14 protein-coding genes are annotated in these 15,413 nt (G+C 57.0%); 8 read left to right on the forward strand and 6 right to left on the reverse strand.

Going from position 1 to position 15,413, the window contains the following annotated elements; translation table 11 throughout:
- Nucleotides 1–116 precede the first annotated feature (116 nt).
- The 6 genes from CPA45_RS04225 (at nucleotide 117) to CPA45_RS04250 (ending at nucleotide 5,486) form a co-directional block, all read left to right on the forward strand.
- Nucleotides 117–884, forward strand: coding sequence for a helix-turn-helix transcriptional regulator (locus tag CPA45_RS04225; protein ID WP_096650387.1), 768 nt, complete (start codon nucleotides 117–119; stop codon nucleotides 882–884).
- A gap of 151 nt (nucleotides 885–1,035) precedes the next feature.
- Complete coding sequence (locus CPA45_RS04230) at nucleotides 1,036–1,392, forward strand: RidA family protein (RefSeq protein WP_078088606.1); 357 nt, start codon at nucleotides 1,036–1,038, stop codon at nucleotides 1,390–1,392.
- Between the two features lies 1 nt (nucleotide 1,393).
- A complete protein-coding gene (lhpI, locus tag CPA45_RS04235) occupies nucleotides 1,394–2,329 on the forward strand; it encodes a bifunctional Delta(1)-pyrroline-2-carboxylate/Delta(1)-piperideine-2-carboxylate reductase (protein ID WP_096650388.1) in 936 nt (311 codons plus the stop codon).
- A 72-nt stretch (nucleotides 2,330–2,401) separates the two neighbouring features.
- A complete protein-coding gene (locus CPA45_RS04240) occupies nucleotides 2,402–3,433 on the forward strand; it encodes a histone deacetylase family protein (protein ID WP_096650389.1) in 1,032 nt (343 codons plus the stop codon).
- Complete coding sequence (locus CPA45_RS04245; RefSeq protein WP_096650390.1) at nucleotides 3,430–4,536, forward strand: class II histone deacetylase; 1,107 nt, start codon at nucleotides 3,430–3,432, stop codon at nucleotides 4,534–4,536. Before CPA45_RS04240 ends, CPA45_RS04245 begins: the two co-directional genes overlap by 4 nt.
- Nucleotides 4,533–5,486 carry a branched-chain amino acid transaminase gene (locus CPA45_RS04250; protein ID WP_096650391.1) on the forward strand — a complete coding sequence of 318 codons (954 nt, stop codon included), beginning with the start codon at nucleotides 4,533–4,535 and terminating at the stop codon, nucleotides 5,484–5,486. The genes CPA45_RS04245 and CPA45_RS04250 overlap by 4 nt, the downstream gene beginning before the upstream one ends.
- Nucleotides 5,487–5,640: 154 nt before the next feature.
- Here the strand turns inward: CPA45_RS04250 and CPA45_RS04255 are convergent, their stop codons facing one another.
- The 6 genes from CPA45_RS04255 to CPA45_RS04280 form a co-directional block, all read right to left on the reverse strand.
- A complete protein-coding gene (locus CPA45_RS04255; protein ID WP_096650392.1) occupies nucleotides 5,641–6,750 on the reverse strand; it encodes a pyridoxal phosphate-dependent aminotransferase in 1,110 nt (369 codons plus the stop codon).
- 46 nt (nucleotides 6,751–6,796) lie between these two features.
- Nucleotides 6,797–8,179: an FAD-binding oxidoreductase gene (locus tag CPA45_RS04260; protein WP_096650393.1), complete on the reverse strand. Its 1,383-nt coding sequence runs from the start codon at nucleotides 8,177–8,179 to the stop codon at nucleotides 6,797–6,799.
- 62 nt (nucleotides 8,180–8,241) lie between these two features.
- Nucleotides 8,242–9,927, reverse strand: coding sequence for an ABC transporter ATP-binding protein (locus CPA45_RS04265; RefSeq protein ID WP_244287523.1), 1,686 nt, complete (start codon nucleotides 9,925–9,927; stop codon nucleotides 8,242–8,244).
- Nucleotides 9,928–9,936: 9 nt separating this feature from the next.
- A complete protein-coding gene (locus CPA45_RS04270; RefSeq protein ID WP_096650394.1) occupies nucleotides 9,937–10,770 on the reverse strand; it encodes an ABC transporter permease in 834 nt (277 codons plus the stop codon).
- On the reverse strand, nucleotides 10,767–11,747 hold the full coding sequence (locus CPA45_RS04275; protein ID WP_096650395.1) for an ABC transporter permease: 981 nt from the start codon (nucleotides 11,745–11,747) through the stop codon (nucleotides 10,767–10,769). The genes CPA45_RS04270 and CPA45_RS04275 overlap by 4 nt, the downstream gene beginning before the upstream one ends.
- A gap of 63 nt (nucleotides 11,748–11,810) precedes the next feature.
- The gene (locus CPA45_RS04280; protein WP_096650396.1) at nucleotides 11,811–13,367 is read right to left on the reverse strand and encodes an ABC transporter substrate-binding protein; all 1,557 of its coding nucleotides are present in this window, start codon (nucleotides 13,365–13,367) and stop codon (nucleotides 11,811–11,813) included.
- 302 nt (nucleotides 13,368–13,669) lie between these two features.
- On the opposite strand from CPA45_RS04280, the gene CPA45_RS04290 reads away from it, so the two are divergent.
- Both CPA45_RS04290 and CPA45_RS04295 read left to right on the forward strand, forming a co-directional pair.
- On the forward strand, nucleotides 13,670–14,380 hold the full coding sequence (locus tag CPA45_RS04290; RefSeq protein WP_096650398.1) for a GntR family transcriptional regulator: 711 nt from the start codon (nucleotides 13,670–13,672) through the stop codon (nucleotides 14,378–14,380).
- Entirely contained in the window at nucleotides 14,358–15,380 is a 1,023-nt protein-coding gene (locus CPA45_RS04295; protein WP_096650399.1) for a histone deacetylase family protein, read from the forward strand. Before CPA45_RS04290 ends, CPA45_RS04295 begins: the two co-directional genes overlap by 23 nt.
- Nucleotides 15,381–15,413: the final 33 nt, after the last annotated feature.

Raw genomic sequence — 15,413 nt, forward strand, 5'->3', positions numbered from 1 at the left:
CTAATGGCTCTTTACGGATAGAGAGCGGGGGAGCTGTCTGTGGTGGTGCTCTCTAGCTTTTCTATTTGCAGCCGTTTTATAGTGGAATCATCAACGTACAACCAAATGGTACGTCCATGGTTCAGTTTGAGCTGCATAATCGCAATTTAGCCTCTGAGCAGGTCTCCCACTCCCACGATTTTCACCAGTTAATTCTGGCGACATGCGGCGTCACGGAGCTTGCCATGGAGGGTCAAAGTGAGCGCGTTACGGCGCGCCGAGGCTGCTTGATCCCTTCGTCGCGGCATCATGAGTATGTGGGCGATGGCTGCAACCGCACGCTGGTGCTGGATATTCCCATTGCCCATCTAGCCTCACTTGAAAAAGGCAGCGAGATTGAGCGCCTTTTTGATAAGCCGCGTTTTTTTACCGTACCTCCTGCGCTCAATCAACTGACCCATGCCCTGGCTCATCAATTAGAGCAGTGCCCTGCACTGCAAAATGAAATTGCCGTGCTACTACTGCGGGCGCTGTATATGTACCTTCAAGGCGAGCCAAAACAGGTAGCCGACCAGATTGGGGTTCGCTGTGTTAGCGACCGGCTTGATTTGGAACGCTTGGATGCTTGGCTTGACCAGCACTTAGCGGATGAAATTCGGGTTGAGCAGCTCGCTGCGTTATGTGCCTTAAGCCCTGGCCACTTTCATGCCTGTTTTCGTGAGCTAACCGGTGTAACGCCGCTTACCTATGTGCAGCGTAGGCGCTTAGAGCATGCACGCACGTTGGTGCGTCATAGCGCACTCAGCCTTGGGCATATCGCCATGCTGGTCGGTTTTCGCGATCAGGGCAGTTTTTCCCGCGCCTATCGACGTCACTTTGAGCTTGCCCCTTCTTCAGATCGCTAGTCCTTCGCCTGACCGTTAATGATAAAATTTTCTTGCCTGCATGACTTGCGGGCAAATCTACCTCAGCTTCGGGCAAGTAATTTTCCTGTAAGCGCTTTACTCTTTGAAGAATCCTTTTATACCAGCAGATACCCTCTTAAGGAGCAACACCATGAGCGTTACTTACCAAGACAGCAATGCGCGTATGAGCCAAGTCGCGATCCACAACGGTACTGTTTACCTCGCTGGCCAAGTGCCTGCGGATGCCACTGCGGATATGCGCGGCCAAACCGAGCAAGTGCTAACCCGCATTGATCAATTGCTAGCCCAAGCAGGTACCTCAAAAGAGCACCTGATTTCGGCGCAAGTCTGGGTTACTAGCATGGCGGAGTTCGACCAAATGAACGCGGCCTGGGACGCTTGGGTTGTGCCGGGACGCCCGCCCGTGCGTGCAGCACTTGAAGCCAAGCTCGCCAAGCCTGAGTGGAAAGTTGAAATCATGGTAGTAGCGGCGCTGCCGGGGGCCTGATATGCGGGTTGTTTCTGCTGAAGAAGTCGCTCACACGCTTAAGTGGGACGGCTTGATCAAGCGGCTACACACCACCTTTGTGAATGGCGTGGAGTCTCCTCCACGCCATCACCACGCCATGCATCGGCCAGATGGCGAAGCCACGATGCTACTCATGCCCGCCTGGGAAGCGGCGGGCTATATCGGCGTTAAAATGGTCAATGTGTTTCCGCAAAATGCCGACTACGGTATTCCGGCGATTTCCGGACTTTACTTGCTCAGTGAGGGTAAGTACGGCCAGCCACTAGCCTGTATTGATGGCAGTGAGTTAACCCGGCGCCGTACGGCGGCTGCCTCTGCCCTAGCTGCACAGGCATTGGCAAATGAAAACGCGGAGACGCTGCTGGTGGTGGGAACGGGCAAGCTAGCACCCATGGTGATTGAAGCCCACGCCAGCGTACGGCCTATCAAGCGGGTGCTTATCTGGGGGCGTAACCCTGGAAAAGCGACAGCGATTGCAGACGAATACGCTGATCGCTTTGAAACCTCTGTGGTTGAAGAACTAGCAGAGGCCGTCGCTGAGGCGGACATTATTAGCTGTGTGACACTTTCCACAGAACCTTTGATTAAAGGGGAGTGGCTAACGTCAGGCACACACCTTGATCTGATTGGTGCCTTCCGCCCCCAAATGCGCGAAACCGATGCCGAGTGTCTTCACCGAGCTGACGTGTTTGTTGATACCTATGCAGGTGCTAAAGGTGAAGCGGGCGATATTCTTCAAGCGATCGATGAAGGGGTATTCCGCTTTGAAGACATTAAGGCAGAGCTTGCTGAAGTACTGTCTGGTGAAAAAACTGGCCGTGCCAGTGAAGACACCATTACGCTGTTTAAATCGGTAGGCGCTTCGCTGGAAGATTTAGCGGCTGCTATTGAGGTATGGGAAGCCCTGCCAGCCTAGCGCATTTCATTACAGCGCTTTTCATCGGGGCTCTTTTCTAATTAACGGGTTGCCAAGGATTGCGAACTAATCATGAAATGCTTTTACCACCCCGATCAAGCCTACCATGCGCCAGCGACCTTTCTGTTGCGGGGGCAGCCGTCTCCTTCGCCGGAGGGGCCGGTACGCGCAGAGCTGCTTAGCAAAGGGCTAGCGGGCGTCGGTTTGACCTTAACAACGCCTGCGAAGGCGGATTCTCCCGTGCTACGCAAGCGGCTGGAGCAGATTCATACACCGCGTTACCTGACTTTTCTGGACACTATTTATGCCCGTTGGCAGCAACTGCCCAACGCGGCAGAATTTGTTGCCCCCAATATTCACCCCTGTGGTGGCGGCCACCACTACCCGCGCCACCCCATTGGCCAAGCGGGCTGGCATTTGCACGATATGGCCTGCCCACTAAGCGCGACCAGTTTTCAAGGCGCGCTGGCTTCGGCTGCCAGCGCAGAAGCGGCGGCCGAAGAAGTACTCAATGGTGCCCCCACAGCCTACGCGCTGTGCCGGCCGCCGGGCCACCATGCCGGGCCTGAGCGCGCCGGCGGTTTTTGCCTGCTGAACAATTCAGCGCTAGCCGCCACCGTACTGCGCGAGCGCTTTGCCAAGGTGGCGATCATTGATGTGGACCTGCACCACGGCAATGGCACCCAGGATATTTTTTATAATCGCAGCGATGTCTGGACAGGTTCACTCCACGTCGACCCTAGCGACTTCTACCCGTTTTTTTGGGGAGGTGCTGACGAAGAGGGCTGCGAAGAGGGCGTAGGCGCTAATATTAATCTGCCGCTACCGCTAGGCAGCGACGGCGATGTCTACCTCGATGCCCTGGCGATTCTAATTGACCACCTGCAGCGCTATGAGCCGGATGCCGTGGTGGTAGCATTAGGTTTAGACGCCCACAAAGATGACCCGCTAGCGGGGCTTAAGGTTGAAACTGAGGCGTTTGTTGAAGTAGGTAAACTTTTGGCAGCACTTTCGCTTCCCATGGTGATTGTTCAGGAGGGTGGCTACCCCACCGAGCATCTAAGTGCCAATCTGACTGCCTTTATGCAGGGTTTTACGGCATGAGCAGTACTGGCTTCTATTGGCACGAACGCTGCTTCTGGCATGACCAGGGCGCGATAGGGGTGTTTTCTGCGCCCGGTGAGTTTTTGCAGCCCCAGGCCGCCTCGGAAAGCCCGGAGAGCAAACGGCGGCTGAAAAATATCCTGGAAGTCAGCGGGCTGATTGACGAGCTTCAGGTGGTGAAACCACCCGCCGCCGCGCTGGATGACCTGCTACGTTTTCATACCCCGCGCTATCTGGAACAACTGCAGGCGGGGGATAAAGCCCGGGGCGGCAATGGCGGCGACTGCGCACCTTACATGCCCGGTAGTTGGGCGGCGGCCACGCAGTCCGCAGGGCTGGCCATTGCCGCCGTTGAGGCCGTGGCGCTGGGAAAGGTGAGCAACGCCTACGCCCTATGCCGCCCGCCGGGGCACCATGCAGAAGCCGATCAAGGCCGTGGCTTCTGCCTGCTGGGCAATATCCCCGTGGCGGTAATGCGCGCCCGGGCCTTGGGGCAGGTGAACCGTGTGGCGATACTCGATTGGGATGTTCATCACGGCAACAGTCAGCAGGCGGCGTTTTATGGCGAGCCTGATGTGTTGACCGTCTCACTCCACCAAGCGGCTAACTATCCGCTGGAAACCGGCAGTTTTGACGAGCAGGGCGAAGGCGCCGGCCTGGGCGCCAATCTCAACCTGCCGTTGCCGCCGGGCTGTGGCCTAGGCGCCTATGCCTACGCCATGGAAAAACTGGTGCTGCCCACGTTGGAAGCCTTTAACCCCGAGCTCATCGTGGTGGCCTGCGGTTACGATGCCTGCGCTAAAGATCCCTTAGGCAAAATGTTGCTCAATAGCCAAGCGTTCGCCACCATGACCGCTCAGCTTAAAGCGCTGGCCGAGCGCTGCTGTGAAGGCAAGCTAGTGTTTGTACACGAAGGCGGCTATTCGGAAGGCTATGTGCCGCTCTGCGGCCACGCAGTGATCCAGACCCTGGCAGGCAGCGACATTGCCGTGCCCGACCCGCAAAACGATGAAATTGCCGCCTGGGGCTATCAGGCCCTGCAACCGCACCAGCAGACATTGATCGATGGCTGGTGCCAACAGTGGGAGCAAACAACCCGATGACACCGCTTTATGATCGCGATGGCTGGATTTGGCAGGATGGTGAGTGGCGGGAATGGCGTGAGGCTAAAGTGCATGTGTTGACTCATACGATGCACTACGGAATGGGCTGTTTTGAGGGCGTGCGCGCCTACGCTGGCCCCAGCGGCACGCATCTATTTCGCGCGGCTGAACATACCCGCCGCTTGGCAGAAAGTGCTCATTCGCTGGATATGCCGCTGCCGTTTAGTGAAGCGGAGCTGATCGATGCACAGCGCCAGTGCCTAGCGAAAAACAACCTGGGCAATGCCTATCTCAAGCCCACGGTATTTTTCGGCGCGGAAGGCATGGGACTGCGTGCTCAAGGATTAACCACCCACGTCATGGTGGCCGCCTGGGATTTGGGGCCCTACATCTCGCCCCATGCCACCACCCACGGCTTGCGCGCGCTGACCTCTTCCTGGGCGCGCCACCACGTCAATATCAGCCTCTGCCGGGCGAAGACTAACGGCCATTACGTCAATTCGATACTGGCACTGAACACGGCGATCAAAGCCGGGTTTGATGAAACCATTATGCTCGACCCTGAAGGCTATGTGGCCGAGGCCTCGGCAGCCAACGTCTTTTTGCTCCGGGATGGCGTGCTGCACACCCCGGAAGTGACCTCCTGCCTGCAAGGCATCACCCGGGATAGCGTGATTCAGCTGGCGCAAAAAGTGTTGGGCATCGAGGTGCGCGAGCGGCGGATAACCCGCGACGAGTTATACACCGCCGATGAGGCGTTTTTAACTGGCACCGCCGCCGAGATACTCCCGCTTCGCGAGCTGGATGGTCGCCGCATTGGTGGACGTGCTGGCGCACCACCCGTCAACGAACCCATCAGCCAAGACAGCGTCACTGCTCAACTACAGGCTCTATATCGTCAGGCGGTGCGGGGTGAGCTGGATGATTTCAGGCATTGGTTAACGCCTTAGGGCTATTGTGGCGGGCAATCAGCATGCCCCGATGCGAGGGCAGGTTTCCGCGAGGGCGCTGTGAACCCGTCCATGGGCGCTACTTTTGTCATCCATGACAAAAGACCCTCGCTCCAACCTGCCCTCGCACCTAGTGACCAATTTACCAAGTTAATCAGGCGTACTCTTTAATAGCCTGTTCAAGGGAGTCCAATCTTCCGGGTTCCAACGCGGCTTGCACGGCGGTAATACGTATCACATTGGCCAGCTCTGGGTGCGCCAAACGAGCGACCAAAACGCCTTCGGCAAGCAGTTGCTGGTGTACCTCAGCGGCGAGTTCGGCGCTGGGCAGGCGAATGCCGATAAAATTGGTGGCGCTGGGCAGTACGTCGGCACCCAATGCGCGGAAGCGCTCAGCCAACTGCTCCCGGCGGGCTTTTACATCGGCAACGTGTTGGTGAACCTCGTCAGGGTGGTCGAGCACCACTTCCGCAGCAGCCAGGGTTAGCGACGATACCGCGTAGTGAATGCGCACCTTCATCATCATCGCCAACACTTCAGGGTCAGCGATGGCGTAGCCAATGCGCAGCCCCGCCAGGCCGTGAGCCTTGGAGAGTGTGCGTAGGCGAATCACCCCTGGGATTGCTTTACCAGCGAACTCGCTGTTGGCGTCATCGCGGAAGTCCCCATAGGCTTCGTCCAGCAGCAGCCAGCAGGTGTCCGGCAGCGCCTCACGTAGCTTGAGAATGGCGCTGTCGCTATGCAAATGACCGCTGGGGTTATCCGGGTTGGCCAAGTACACCAGCCGGGCGTTTTCCTGATGGGCAGTCGCCGCCAGGGCTTCCAGGTCAGGAGCTAAGATGCCCGGCGCTTCATAGTAGCTGGGCTCAATCAGGTGGCATCCCTGGCCTTTGGCGAAATAGCCAAAGGTGGGGTAGGTTCCCGCCGTGCAGACCACCGTTTCACCGGGCATACAGGTAGTGCGCAGGGCCAGGGCGATTAAGCTATCAGCACCAGCATCGACCAACAGCGTTTCTAGCGGAATATTCTGCTGAGCACTCAAGCGTTGGCGCACCCCCAGTGCCTCGGCATCGCCATAGCAGTAAACGTGTTCGGTCAGGGCATCGCCAAAGTGCTCACGCAGGGCGCGGTGGGGCATATCCAGGCCTTCGTTAGAGCCCAGCCGGTGGGGTATCTCCTTTCCAATGCGGCGCTCTAATACTTTGATACCCGGGAAGGGGTTATGCGGGCCTTCGCCAGTTAAGTGCTGGGGATAACGGGGCATAGAAAGTCCTAAAACAGTAAAAGTGTTAATAAGTAACTTAAAGCGTTTATTGAAGCACTTTACCGCGATTCAATAAATTCAGCGGGTCTAGCGCCTGCTTAAGGGTATACATCAGCTCGATTTCGGCGCTGGAGCGACAGGTACTTAACCAAGGGCGCTTCTCCAGACCGATGCCGTGTTCGGCCGAGACCGAACCGCCCAGCGCTGCTAGCGGCTGATAGACCATCGCTTCCACTTCGCGGCGAACCTCCACTTCAGCGCTTCCCGCGCAAACCGAAATATGCAGATTGCCATCGCCCAGGTGGCCAAACACCACCAAACGCGCCTCGGGCCAGCGCTGGGTTAGCTGCGCTTCCAAGGCATTGGTGTAGCGCTGCATATCGGCAATCGGCAGGCTGACATCGAAGGTGAGTACCGGCGCAAGGCCCTTGACCAGTCCCTCAATATCTTCACGAATCGCCCATAGTCCGTCGCGCTGGGTAGTCGACTGTGCAATCACCGCATCCACAATCAGCTTGCTCTCTAACGCGCTTTCTAATGCTTCGCTGAACTGGTTGGCATTGCGCTCGCTATCGCTGCCCAGGGAATCAATGATCACATAAAAGGGATGTTCAGTGGCAATCGGCGGGGTGTGGCGGCCCAAGGTTTCAGTGAGTAGCCGATAGTAGTTTTGCCACATCACCTCAAAAGCACCCAGGCCTCCGCCGAGCGCTTTGCCCATATGGCTGAGCAGCCGGGTTAATGCCTCAAACGAAGGGCAGGCCACCATCGCCGTTTGCTCGCTAGGCGTAGGGGGCTGCAGGCGCAGCACTGCACGGGTCACAATCCCCAGGGTGCCTTCGCTACCGATAAACAGCTGCTTTAAATCGAAACCGGCGTTGTTTTTCAACATGCGGTTCATGGAGCTGACCACGCGGCCATCGGCCATTACCGCCTCCAGGCCGAGTACCTGCTGGCGCATCATGCCGTAGCGAATCACCCGCACGCCGCCAGCGTTGGTGGCGATATTGCCGCCAATGGTGCAACTGCCCCGAGCGCCCAGATCCAGCGGGAACTGTAGGCCAACTTCTCTAGCGGCCTCCTGAACCCGTTGCAGCGGAGCGCCTGCTTGTACGGTGAGGGTACCGCCCACTTGGTCAATCGCTTCGATCACGCTCATGCGTTCAAGGGAAATCACCAGCTCATCCGGGCTAGCTTCTGCACCGTGCACCAACCCGGTTAAGCCGCCGTGGGTAACCACTGGCTGCTGCACGGCGTGGCAAGCCCGCATCACGGCGGCGACTTGTTCGGTATCCGCTGGGCGCACAATTGCTCCCGCCTGGCAGGGGGCACCAGTCATCCAATCCACTCGGCGGCTGCGCACATCGTCGCCGGTCAATACATGGGCCGGGCCGACAATAGCGCGCAGCGCCTCCAGGGTTATCTGCATGATTGTTCCTTAACGCATTTTGTCCATATTAAACCAGCTATTGAAAAGCCTGTTCTGCAAACTTATGCAGTCGCCGCCACGGGGGCTTCGCGGCCAGGGATCGCATTGAGCAGCGCTTGGGTATACGCCTCACGTGGGGCGAGGAAAATCTGCTCGGCGCTGCCTTGCTCAACAATGCGGCCATGCTGCATCACTACGATGCGGTCACAAATCTGCGCGGCGACGCGTAAGTCGTGAGTAATAAACAGCAACGAAAGCGACAGCCTCTGTTTTAACTCTTCCAGCAGCTCCAGCACTTGGGCTTGAATCGATACATCCAGCGCTGATACGGCTTCGTCCGCCACGATCAGTTCGGGGTTAAGCGCTAGTGCTCTAGCAATGCCGATGCGCTGGCGCTGGCCACCGGAAAACTCGTGGGGGAAGCGCTCCACGGCGCTGGCGCCCAAGCCCACTATGTCTAATAGCTCCCCCGCCTGCTTAAGCGCCGCGGCTTTGGGCGTGCCGTTGGCAATCGGTCCCTGGGCAATCGCCATACCCACTTTGGTACGTGGGTTGAGCGAAGCGTAAGGGTCTTGAAAGATCATCTGCACCCGGTGGCGTTCCCGACGCAGTGCATCGCCTCTGAGTTGGGAAAGGTTCACCCCATCCAGTAGCAGCTCGCCGCTGTCGGGGTGCTCCAAGCGCACTACGCAGCGGCCTAGGGTAGATTTTCCCGAGCCTGACTCGCCCACAATGCCCACCGTTTCACCCCGCGCCAAGGTGAGCGATACATCCTCAAGGGCACGCACTTCTCGGGCAGGCTTAAACAACCCGCCCCGTGAGCGAAATACTTTATTTAACCCTTTGATTTCCAACAATGGTGCTACCTGACTGGTCTCCCGGTGGGGCGGCACCGCATTGCTGGGAATTGCTGCAATCAACGCTTGGGTATAGGCGTCTTGAGGGTTCTCAAGCACTGACTTGGCATCACCCAGCTCGACGATCTTGCCGTAGCGCATGACGCAGACACGATTGGCAATTTCGGCCACCACGCCAAAGTCATGGGTGATAAACATCACCGACATGCCGCGCCGCTGCTGAAGGTCGCGAATTAGCTCAAGAATCTGCGCTTGAGTAGTCACATCCAGTGCCGTGGTGGGTTCATCGGCAATCAGCAGAATGGGCTCCAGCGCCAGCGCCATGGCGATTATCACCCGCTGGCGCTGGCCGCCGGAAAGTTCAAACGGGTAGGCGCGAATGGCCTTCTCCGGCTGAGGAATGCCCACTTCAATTAGCAGCTCCAGCGCGCGGGCCTGGCGCTCTTTAGGAGTGAGTTGGCCGTGGGCCTCAAACACTTCGGCAATTTGCGCACCTACCCGCATTAGTGGGTTCAGGGCGGTCATCGGCTCCTGGAAGATCATGCCGATTTTTAGCCCACGCAGGGCGCGGTGCTGCTTTTCCGTTAGGGCGAGCAGGTTCTGCCCCGCGAACAGTATCTCGCCCTGGGTGGCGTGCACGCCCTTAGGCAGTAGCCCCATCACCGCGTTAGCGGCCATCGATTTACCGGAGCCAGACTCGCCGACCACGCACATGATCTCCCCGCGCTTCACCTCGTAGCTAACGTCCTCCACCGCCAGGGCGCGATCCGCTCCTTTGGGCAGCGCAATGTTGAGGTCACGAATGCTGAGGACAGTTTCAGCGCTTTGTTTCTCTGTTGCAGACCCCGTAGTTGCAGACCCAGTAGTTACAGACCCAGTAGTTACAGACATAAAAGGCTCCTAGCGCTCGCGGGATAGTTTGGGGTTCAAAGCGTCATCTAACCCTTCGCCCACCAGGTTTAACGCCAGTACCGTCAGCAGAATCGCCACGCCAGGGAAGAAGCTTAGCCACCATGCTTGGCGAATCACCGTGCGCGCTGCGCCGATCATATAGCCCCAGGACATCACGTTAGGATCACCCAAACCGAGAAACGACAGCGCCGACTCCAGCAAAATAGCGGTGGCCACCATGAGCGATGCCAGCACGATAATCGGCGACAGCGTATTGGGCAGGATCTGACGCAGAATGATCGTGGTGTTGGATTGGCCGACCAAGCGTGCGGCTTCCACATACTCCCGGTTGCGCAGCGACATAAACTCGGCGCGTACCAAGCGGGCTACGGGGGGCCAGCTGACAATCGCAATGGCCAGCACGATTGAGGTGACGCTGGGTTGCATAATTGCCACCAGCACAATCGCCAGCGCAAAATTGGGGATGGTTTGGAAGAACTCGGTAAAGCGCATCAATATGTCGTCAATGATGCCGCCGTAGTAACCGGCGATGGCGCCAAGCGGCACGCCAATCAGCAGTGCCACGCTGGTGGATACCAGCCCAATCAATAGCGATACCCAAGCACCATGCATAATGCCTGCTGCTACATTGCGGCCCATGGTGTCGGTACCCAGAGGAAAGCCATCTTGGGATAGCGGCGGCAAAAAGGGCCGCTGAACCATGCGCCAGGGCGATTCAGGAAACAGCAGCGGAGCAAGAATCGCCATGGCGATAATCAACAGCAAAATAATCAGCCCCACCAGGGCGCCACGGTTTTGCGCAAAGCGTGCGAAAAAGCTCATGAGGCCCCCTTCTTGATACGTGGATCAGCCAGGCTGTACACCAAATCGGTGATGATATTGAAGACGATGACCAAGGCCGCCGAGAAGAAGAAAATTCCCAGCAGTAGGTTATAGTCGCGCTGCTGCAGCGCTTCAAACATCAGCCGCCCAATACCGGGCCAGGCAAACACGGTTTCGGTCAGGATCGCGCCGCCGACCATTTGTCCCGCCTGCAGGCCCGCTAACGTGATGATCGGCAGCAGGGCGTTACGCAGCACATGACGGCGTTGGATAATGCTCGGTTTCAAACCTTTGGCACGGGCGGTCTTGACGTAATCCTGCTGGGCGGCGTCTAGCATGGAGGTGCGCGTCATGCGGGTGTAAATCGCCATAAAGAACAGCGCTAAGGTCGTCGCGGGTAGCACCAGATGTTTGGCAACATCGAGGGCTAGGGCAAAGCCCGTATGGCCAGCGCCCACGGTATAAAGGCCGTAGGCGGGCAGCCAACCCAGGTAAACCGAAAACACCACCACCGACATCAGCGCGACCCAGAACAGTGGTGTGGCGTAGAACAACAGCGCCAGGGCCATAATGATCGAACCTGAGGGCTTTTTGACTCTTGCAGCGGCCATGGAGCCAGCCACGATGCCGAGTACCAGTGAAAGCACAAAGGCGGTGCCGGTGAGCAGCAGGGTGGCGGGTAGCCGCGCCATAATAAGGTCAAACACCGGGACGCCTAGCCGGTAGGAGTAGCCAAAATCGAGCATGGCAATGCCCGATACATAGCGCCACAGCTGCACATAAAGCGGTTGGTCTAAGCCGAATCGCTCGCGTAGCTGGTTAAGAAACTCCTGATCAGTGGCTCCAGCCTCGCCAGCTAGAATCGCCGCCGGATCACCGGGAGCCATTTGGATCAGAAAGAAATTAAAAATAACGATTAAAAACAGTACGACGACGGCCTTAAGCAGCCGCATAATAATTAGGCGAGCGTAAACCATAGACACCTTCCTGACGCAGCGGTAACACCCAGGCAGCCTGCGCCGCCTGAGCGTGGCTTTGGATTAGCGGTCTAACCAAGCATCTTTGAAGCCATCGTTGACACCCACACCGGAGGTCACGAGGTCTTGTACGTCACAGCGGTAGAGGGTTGGAAAGCCCAGCTCCATTAGCCAACCAACAGGGACATCTTCGTGCAGGATCTCTTGTACTTCGTGGTAAAGCGCTTCTCGCTCTTCATCGGGGAAAGCCGTGGCTGCGGCGTTAAACAGCTCATCGACACGCTCATTTTCATAGCCTTGTGCGTTATTCCAGGGGGAGCCTTTGGCAATATTGTCGGAAAGGTAGGTACGTGAAATACCCAGAGCCGGGTCGCCATATTGGAAGAGATAGGTAAAGGCGAGGTCGTAATCCCAATCACCCAGGCGCTGGTTCCAACCACCCACATCGGTGGCTTGGGTTCTGACGTTAATACCCACTTCACGTAGGTTCTGCTGCACGGCTTCTGCCCAGCGCGTCCAGGTTTCGCCGTAGGGCAGCGGTAGAATGGTGATCTCTTCGCCGTCGTAGTCCATCTCCTCTAGCAGCTCACGGGCACGGTCTGGGTTGTGGTCGTAGGGTTCTAAACCGTCATGCTGGAAGCGCGCATTGGAGCCAAAGGCTGAGAGAGGCACATTGCCTAAGCCATTCCACAGTACGTCTTTAGCGAATTCACGATCCATGGCATACATCACCGCCTGGCGGAAGCGTTTGTCGGCGGTGGGGCCTTCACGATTATTCATCCATAGCATAGCGAAAGGGCTGAAGTACTCGTGCCCCTCTTCTGTCATACAGACGTTATCCATGGCGGATAAGCGTGGAATATCGAAGTTCTCAACGGTGCCGCTTGGCAGTACGTCAATAGTGCGATTCTCAAAGGCCACCGCACGGGAGCCGCCATCGGGAATGATGTGCCAGTTCACACCATCCAGGTAGGGAAGCCCCTCTTCGTAGTAGTCATCATTTTTAACCAGCTCGATAACAGTACCGCGATCCCAGTTGGCAAACTTGAAAGGACCCGTGCCAATAGGGTGGTCGTTGTGCTCATTATTACGGAAGTCAGTGCCCTCATAGAGGTGCGCTGGCACCATTGTGAAGGTGCCTGCTTCAAAGGAAATCAAGAAAGGACCGAAGGGCTCGGTCAGGGTAAATACAACGGTATGATCATCGGTTGCTTCGATGCTTTCCACATGCAGTAAGACGGCCCGCGCGCTGGGGTTCAACTCGCGGTGGAAAACATCGGCGGAGAACACTACATCATCGGCGGTGAAGGGTTCGCCGTCGTGCCAGGTAACGTTTTCGCGCAGATGAAAGGTGTAGGTGCGGCCGTCGTCACTAACTTCCCAAGACTCGGCCAGCTGCGGTACAGGCTCCAGGTCCGTGGTATAGCGAAGCAAGCCTTCGTAGATATTGCCCGACACGGTACGGGTAGGGGCGTTTTGAATCATACCCAACACTAAACCGGGAGGTTCCGGCTGAATAATTGTATTCACCGTGCCACCTTGTTTTGGGTTGTCTGCCAGGGTGACGGACGAAAAGGTGAGTGCGGCTGCGGAAATTGCCAAAACCAAAGGTGTTTTCATCGTTTACAGCTCCTCGTTTATTAGGCCAAAGCATGTCACGCAATGGGCTTACGTTATCGTTAGGCGAGCGAGGCGTGAGACTGAGTAGCCTGATTGTGCTTGTTATTGAGCCTGTTGCTGAAACTGTCGTTAATAAAACTGTCGTTAAAACCCTCGTTAAAACGCTTGTTGTCATCATTATTGAAGGTCTTTTTGAACATAGCAGTGGTTTGTGAAACTGTCGACAGTCGTCAATCGGCCGTCGACAGTAGGCCTTTTTGCGTCATACTAAAAGCACGTAACACGCTATAAGAGTAAACAATATGGCCCCTTACACAGCAGCTGCCGGCGCTTTCATTCAACAGCAAAACCTTGTTGAACAGGTGGCCGACTATTTGACGCAAGCAATTATTCAGCAACACTTTTTACCTGGAGAGCGGCTTTCGGAAGTACAGCTCTCCCGTGATTTAGGCGTTAGTCGTGCGCCGGTACGTGAGGCCGCTCGTTTGTTGGAAAGTCGTGGTTTGCTGATCTCAAAACCGCGCCGGGGATTCTTCGTTCGTGCGTTGAATGCCGTTGAACTCGAAGACGTGTTTGATTTACGGCTCTGCCTGGAACGTCATGCTATTCAGCGCCTGGCCGAGTGCTATACGCCAGAGGCCCAACGTGCTTTGAAGCAACAGGTAGATGTGCTTTGTGAAGCCGCCGCCGGTAACGATGGCACTCGCCGCATTGAGGAGGATCTTCAATTTCACCGCTTGATGTTGCACCACGCAGGCAATGGGCGACTACTGCGCGCCTTTGATGACCTGACCCATGAGCTGCGCCTATGCATTACCTTAATTACCAAAACCCACGAAGCCCCCGAGACCATCGCGACTAGCCATTTCAAACTTCTCGACGCGTTGGATAGTGGCAGCACTGCTGCTTGCCGCGAGGCGATTGACTACCATATAGGCGTTGCCCGCCATTTCGTGGTGAAGGGCGTGGGCGAAACCGGAGATAGTGTCGATGAAGACGTTCTTCCACGCTGACCAACTGCTTCATCAGCCGCAGACCTACTTTTCCCGTGGCAAGATGCGCATTCCCCAAGAAGTGCCTGAACGGGCTACGCAGCTGCTGGCCGCCGCCAAGCAGTTAGGGTTTGATATTCAGGCGCCCGCGGACCATGGCGTGGCGCCGTTAAGGGCGGTGCATTCGCTAGCCTATCTGCGCTTTCTGGAAAGTGCCTATCGGCGCTGGCATGCCCTTGGGGAAGATTGGGGTAGCGAAGTTATCTCCAACATCTTTGTGCGTTCGCCCAACGCCCTGCGGGGGATATTGGCGGAAGCAGGCCGCTACTTGGCCGACGGTAGCGCCCCGATTGGCCAGCATACTTGGCAGGCAGCCTATTGGGCGGCGCAGAGTGCGGTCGCCGGGGCTGAGGCTTTGCTGGCGGGCGAACGGTTCGCCTATGCATTATCGCGCCCACCGGGCCACCATGCGGGCATCGATTCCGCCGGAGGCTTTTGCTTTCTCAATAATGCCGCCATTGCTGCGCAGCGCCTCACCTCACGCTACCCCCGCATCGTCGTGTTAGATCCCGATATGCATCACGGCCAGGGCATTCAGGAAATTTTCTATCAGCGCGACGATGTTATGTATATTTCGATCCACGGCGATACCACGAACTTCTACCCGGCGGTTACCGGCTTTGAGGATGAGCGCGGGCACGGCGCGGGGCTGGGCTATAACCTCAACCTGCCAATGCCCCACGGCTCAGAGGAATCAGTGTTCTTTGACCGCCTGGAGCAGGCCTGCCAAGCCATTCGCCTGTTCGAGCCTGACGCCATCGTGCTGGCGCTGGGGTTTGATATCTACGAGTGCGACCCCCAAGCCAAGGTCGCCGTTTCTACCGCAGGTTTTGCTGAGCTTGGCCGCAAGGTGGCGGGCCTGAGCGTACCCACATTGGTAGTGCAAGAAGGTGGTTACTACCTTGAAGGGTTGGAGGCCAATGCGGTAAGTTTTTTTAATGGGCTACTAACCAACGGGTAATGAGTAAGACAAGCCATCAAGGTGTCTGGCAAA

The organism is Vreelandella nigrificans (assembly GCF_002374315.1).
Taxonomy (GTDB): Bacteria; Pseudomonadota; Gammaproteobacteria; order Pseudomonadales; family Halomonadaceae; genus Vreelandella; species Vreelandella nigrificans.

What these genes read in the sequence shown, in the direction of transcription:
- CPA45_RS04255 (WP_096650392.1), bottom strand. Translation starts at nt 6,750, where the DNA reads ATGCCCCGTTATCCCCAGCACTTAACTGGCGAAGGCCCGCATAACCCC.
- CPA45_RS04230 (WP_078088606.1), top strand. Translation starts at nt 1,036, where the DNA reads ATGAGCGTTACTTACCAAGACAGCAATGCGCGTATGAGCCAAGTCGCG.
- CPA45_RS04290 (WP_096650398.1), top strand. Translation starts at nt 13,670, where the DNA reads ATGGCCCCTTACACAGCAGCTGCCGGCGCTTTCATTCAACAGCAAAAC.
- CPA45_RS04260 (WP_096650393.1), bottom strand. Translation starts at nt 8,179, where the DNA reads ATGCAGATAACCCTGGAGGCGCTGCGCGCTATTGTCGGCCCGGCCCAT.
- CPA45_RS04295 (WP_096650399.1), top strand. Translation starts at nt 14,358, where the DNA reads ATGAAGACGTTCTTCCACGCTGACCAACTGCTTCATCAGCCGCAGACC.
- CPA45_RS04225 (WP_096650387.1), top strand. Translation starts at nt 117, where the DNA reads ATGGTTCAGTTTGAGCTGCATAATCGCAATTTAGCCTCTGAGCAGGTC.
- CPA45_RS04240 (WP_096650389.1), top strand. Translation starts at nt 2,402, where the DNA reads ATGAAATGCTTTTACCACCCCGATCAAGCCTACCATGCGCCAGCGACC.
- CPA45_RS04275 (WP_096650395.1), bottom strand. Translation starts at nt 11,747, where the DNA reads ATGGTTTACGCTCGCCTAATTATTATGCGGCTGCTTAAGGCCGTCGTC.
- CPA45_RS04270 (WP_096650394.1), bottom strand. Translation starts at nt 10,770, where the DNA reads ATGAGCTTTTTCGCACGCTTTGCGCAAAACCGTGGCGCCCTGGTGGGG.
- CPA45_RS04265 (WP_244287523.1), bottom strand. Translation starts at nt 9,927, where the DNA reads ATGTCTGTAACTACTGGGTCTGTAACTACTGGGTCTGCAACTACGGGG.
- CPA45_RS04280 (WP_096650396.1), bottom strand. Translation starts at nt 13,367, where the DNA reads ATGAAAACACCTTTGGTTTTGGCAATTTCCGCAGCCGCACTCACCTTT.
- CPA45_RS04250 (WP_096650391.1), top strand. Translation starts at nt 4,533, where the DNA reads ATGACACCGCTTTATGATCGCGATGGCTGGATTTGGCAGGATGGTGAG.
- lhpI (WP_096650388.1), top strand. Translation starts at nt 1,394, where the DNA reads ATGCGGGTTGTTTCTGCTGAAGAAGTCGCTCACACGCTTAAGTGGGAC.
- CPA45_RS04245 (WP_096650390.1), top strand. Translation starts at nt 3,430, where the DNA reads ATGAGCAGTACTGGCTTCTATTGGCACGAACGCTGCTTCTGGCATGAC.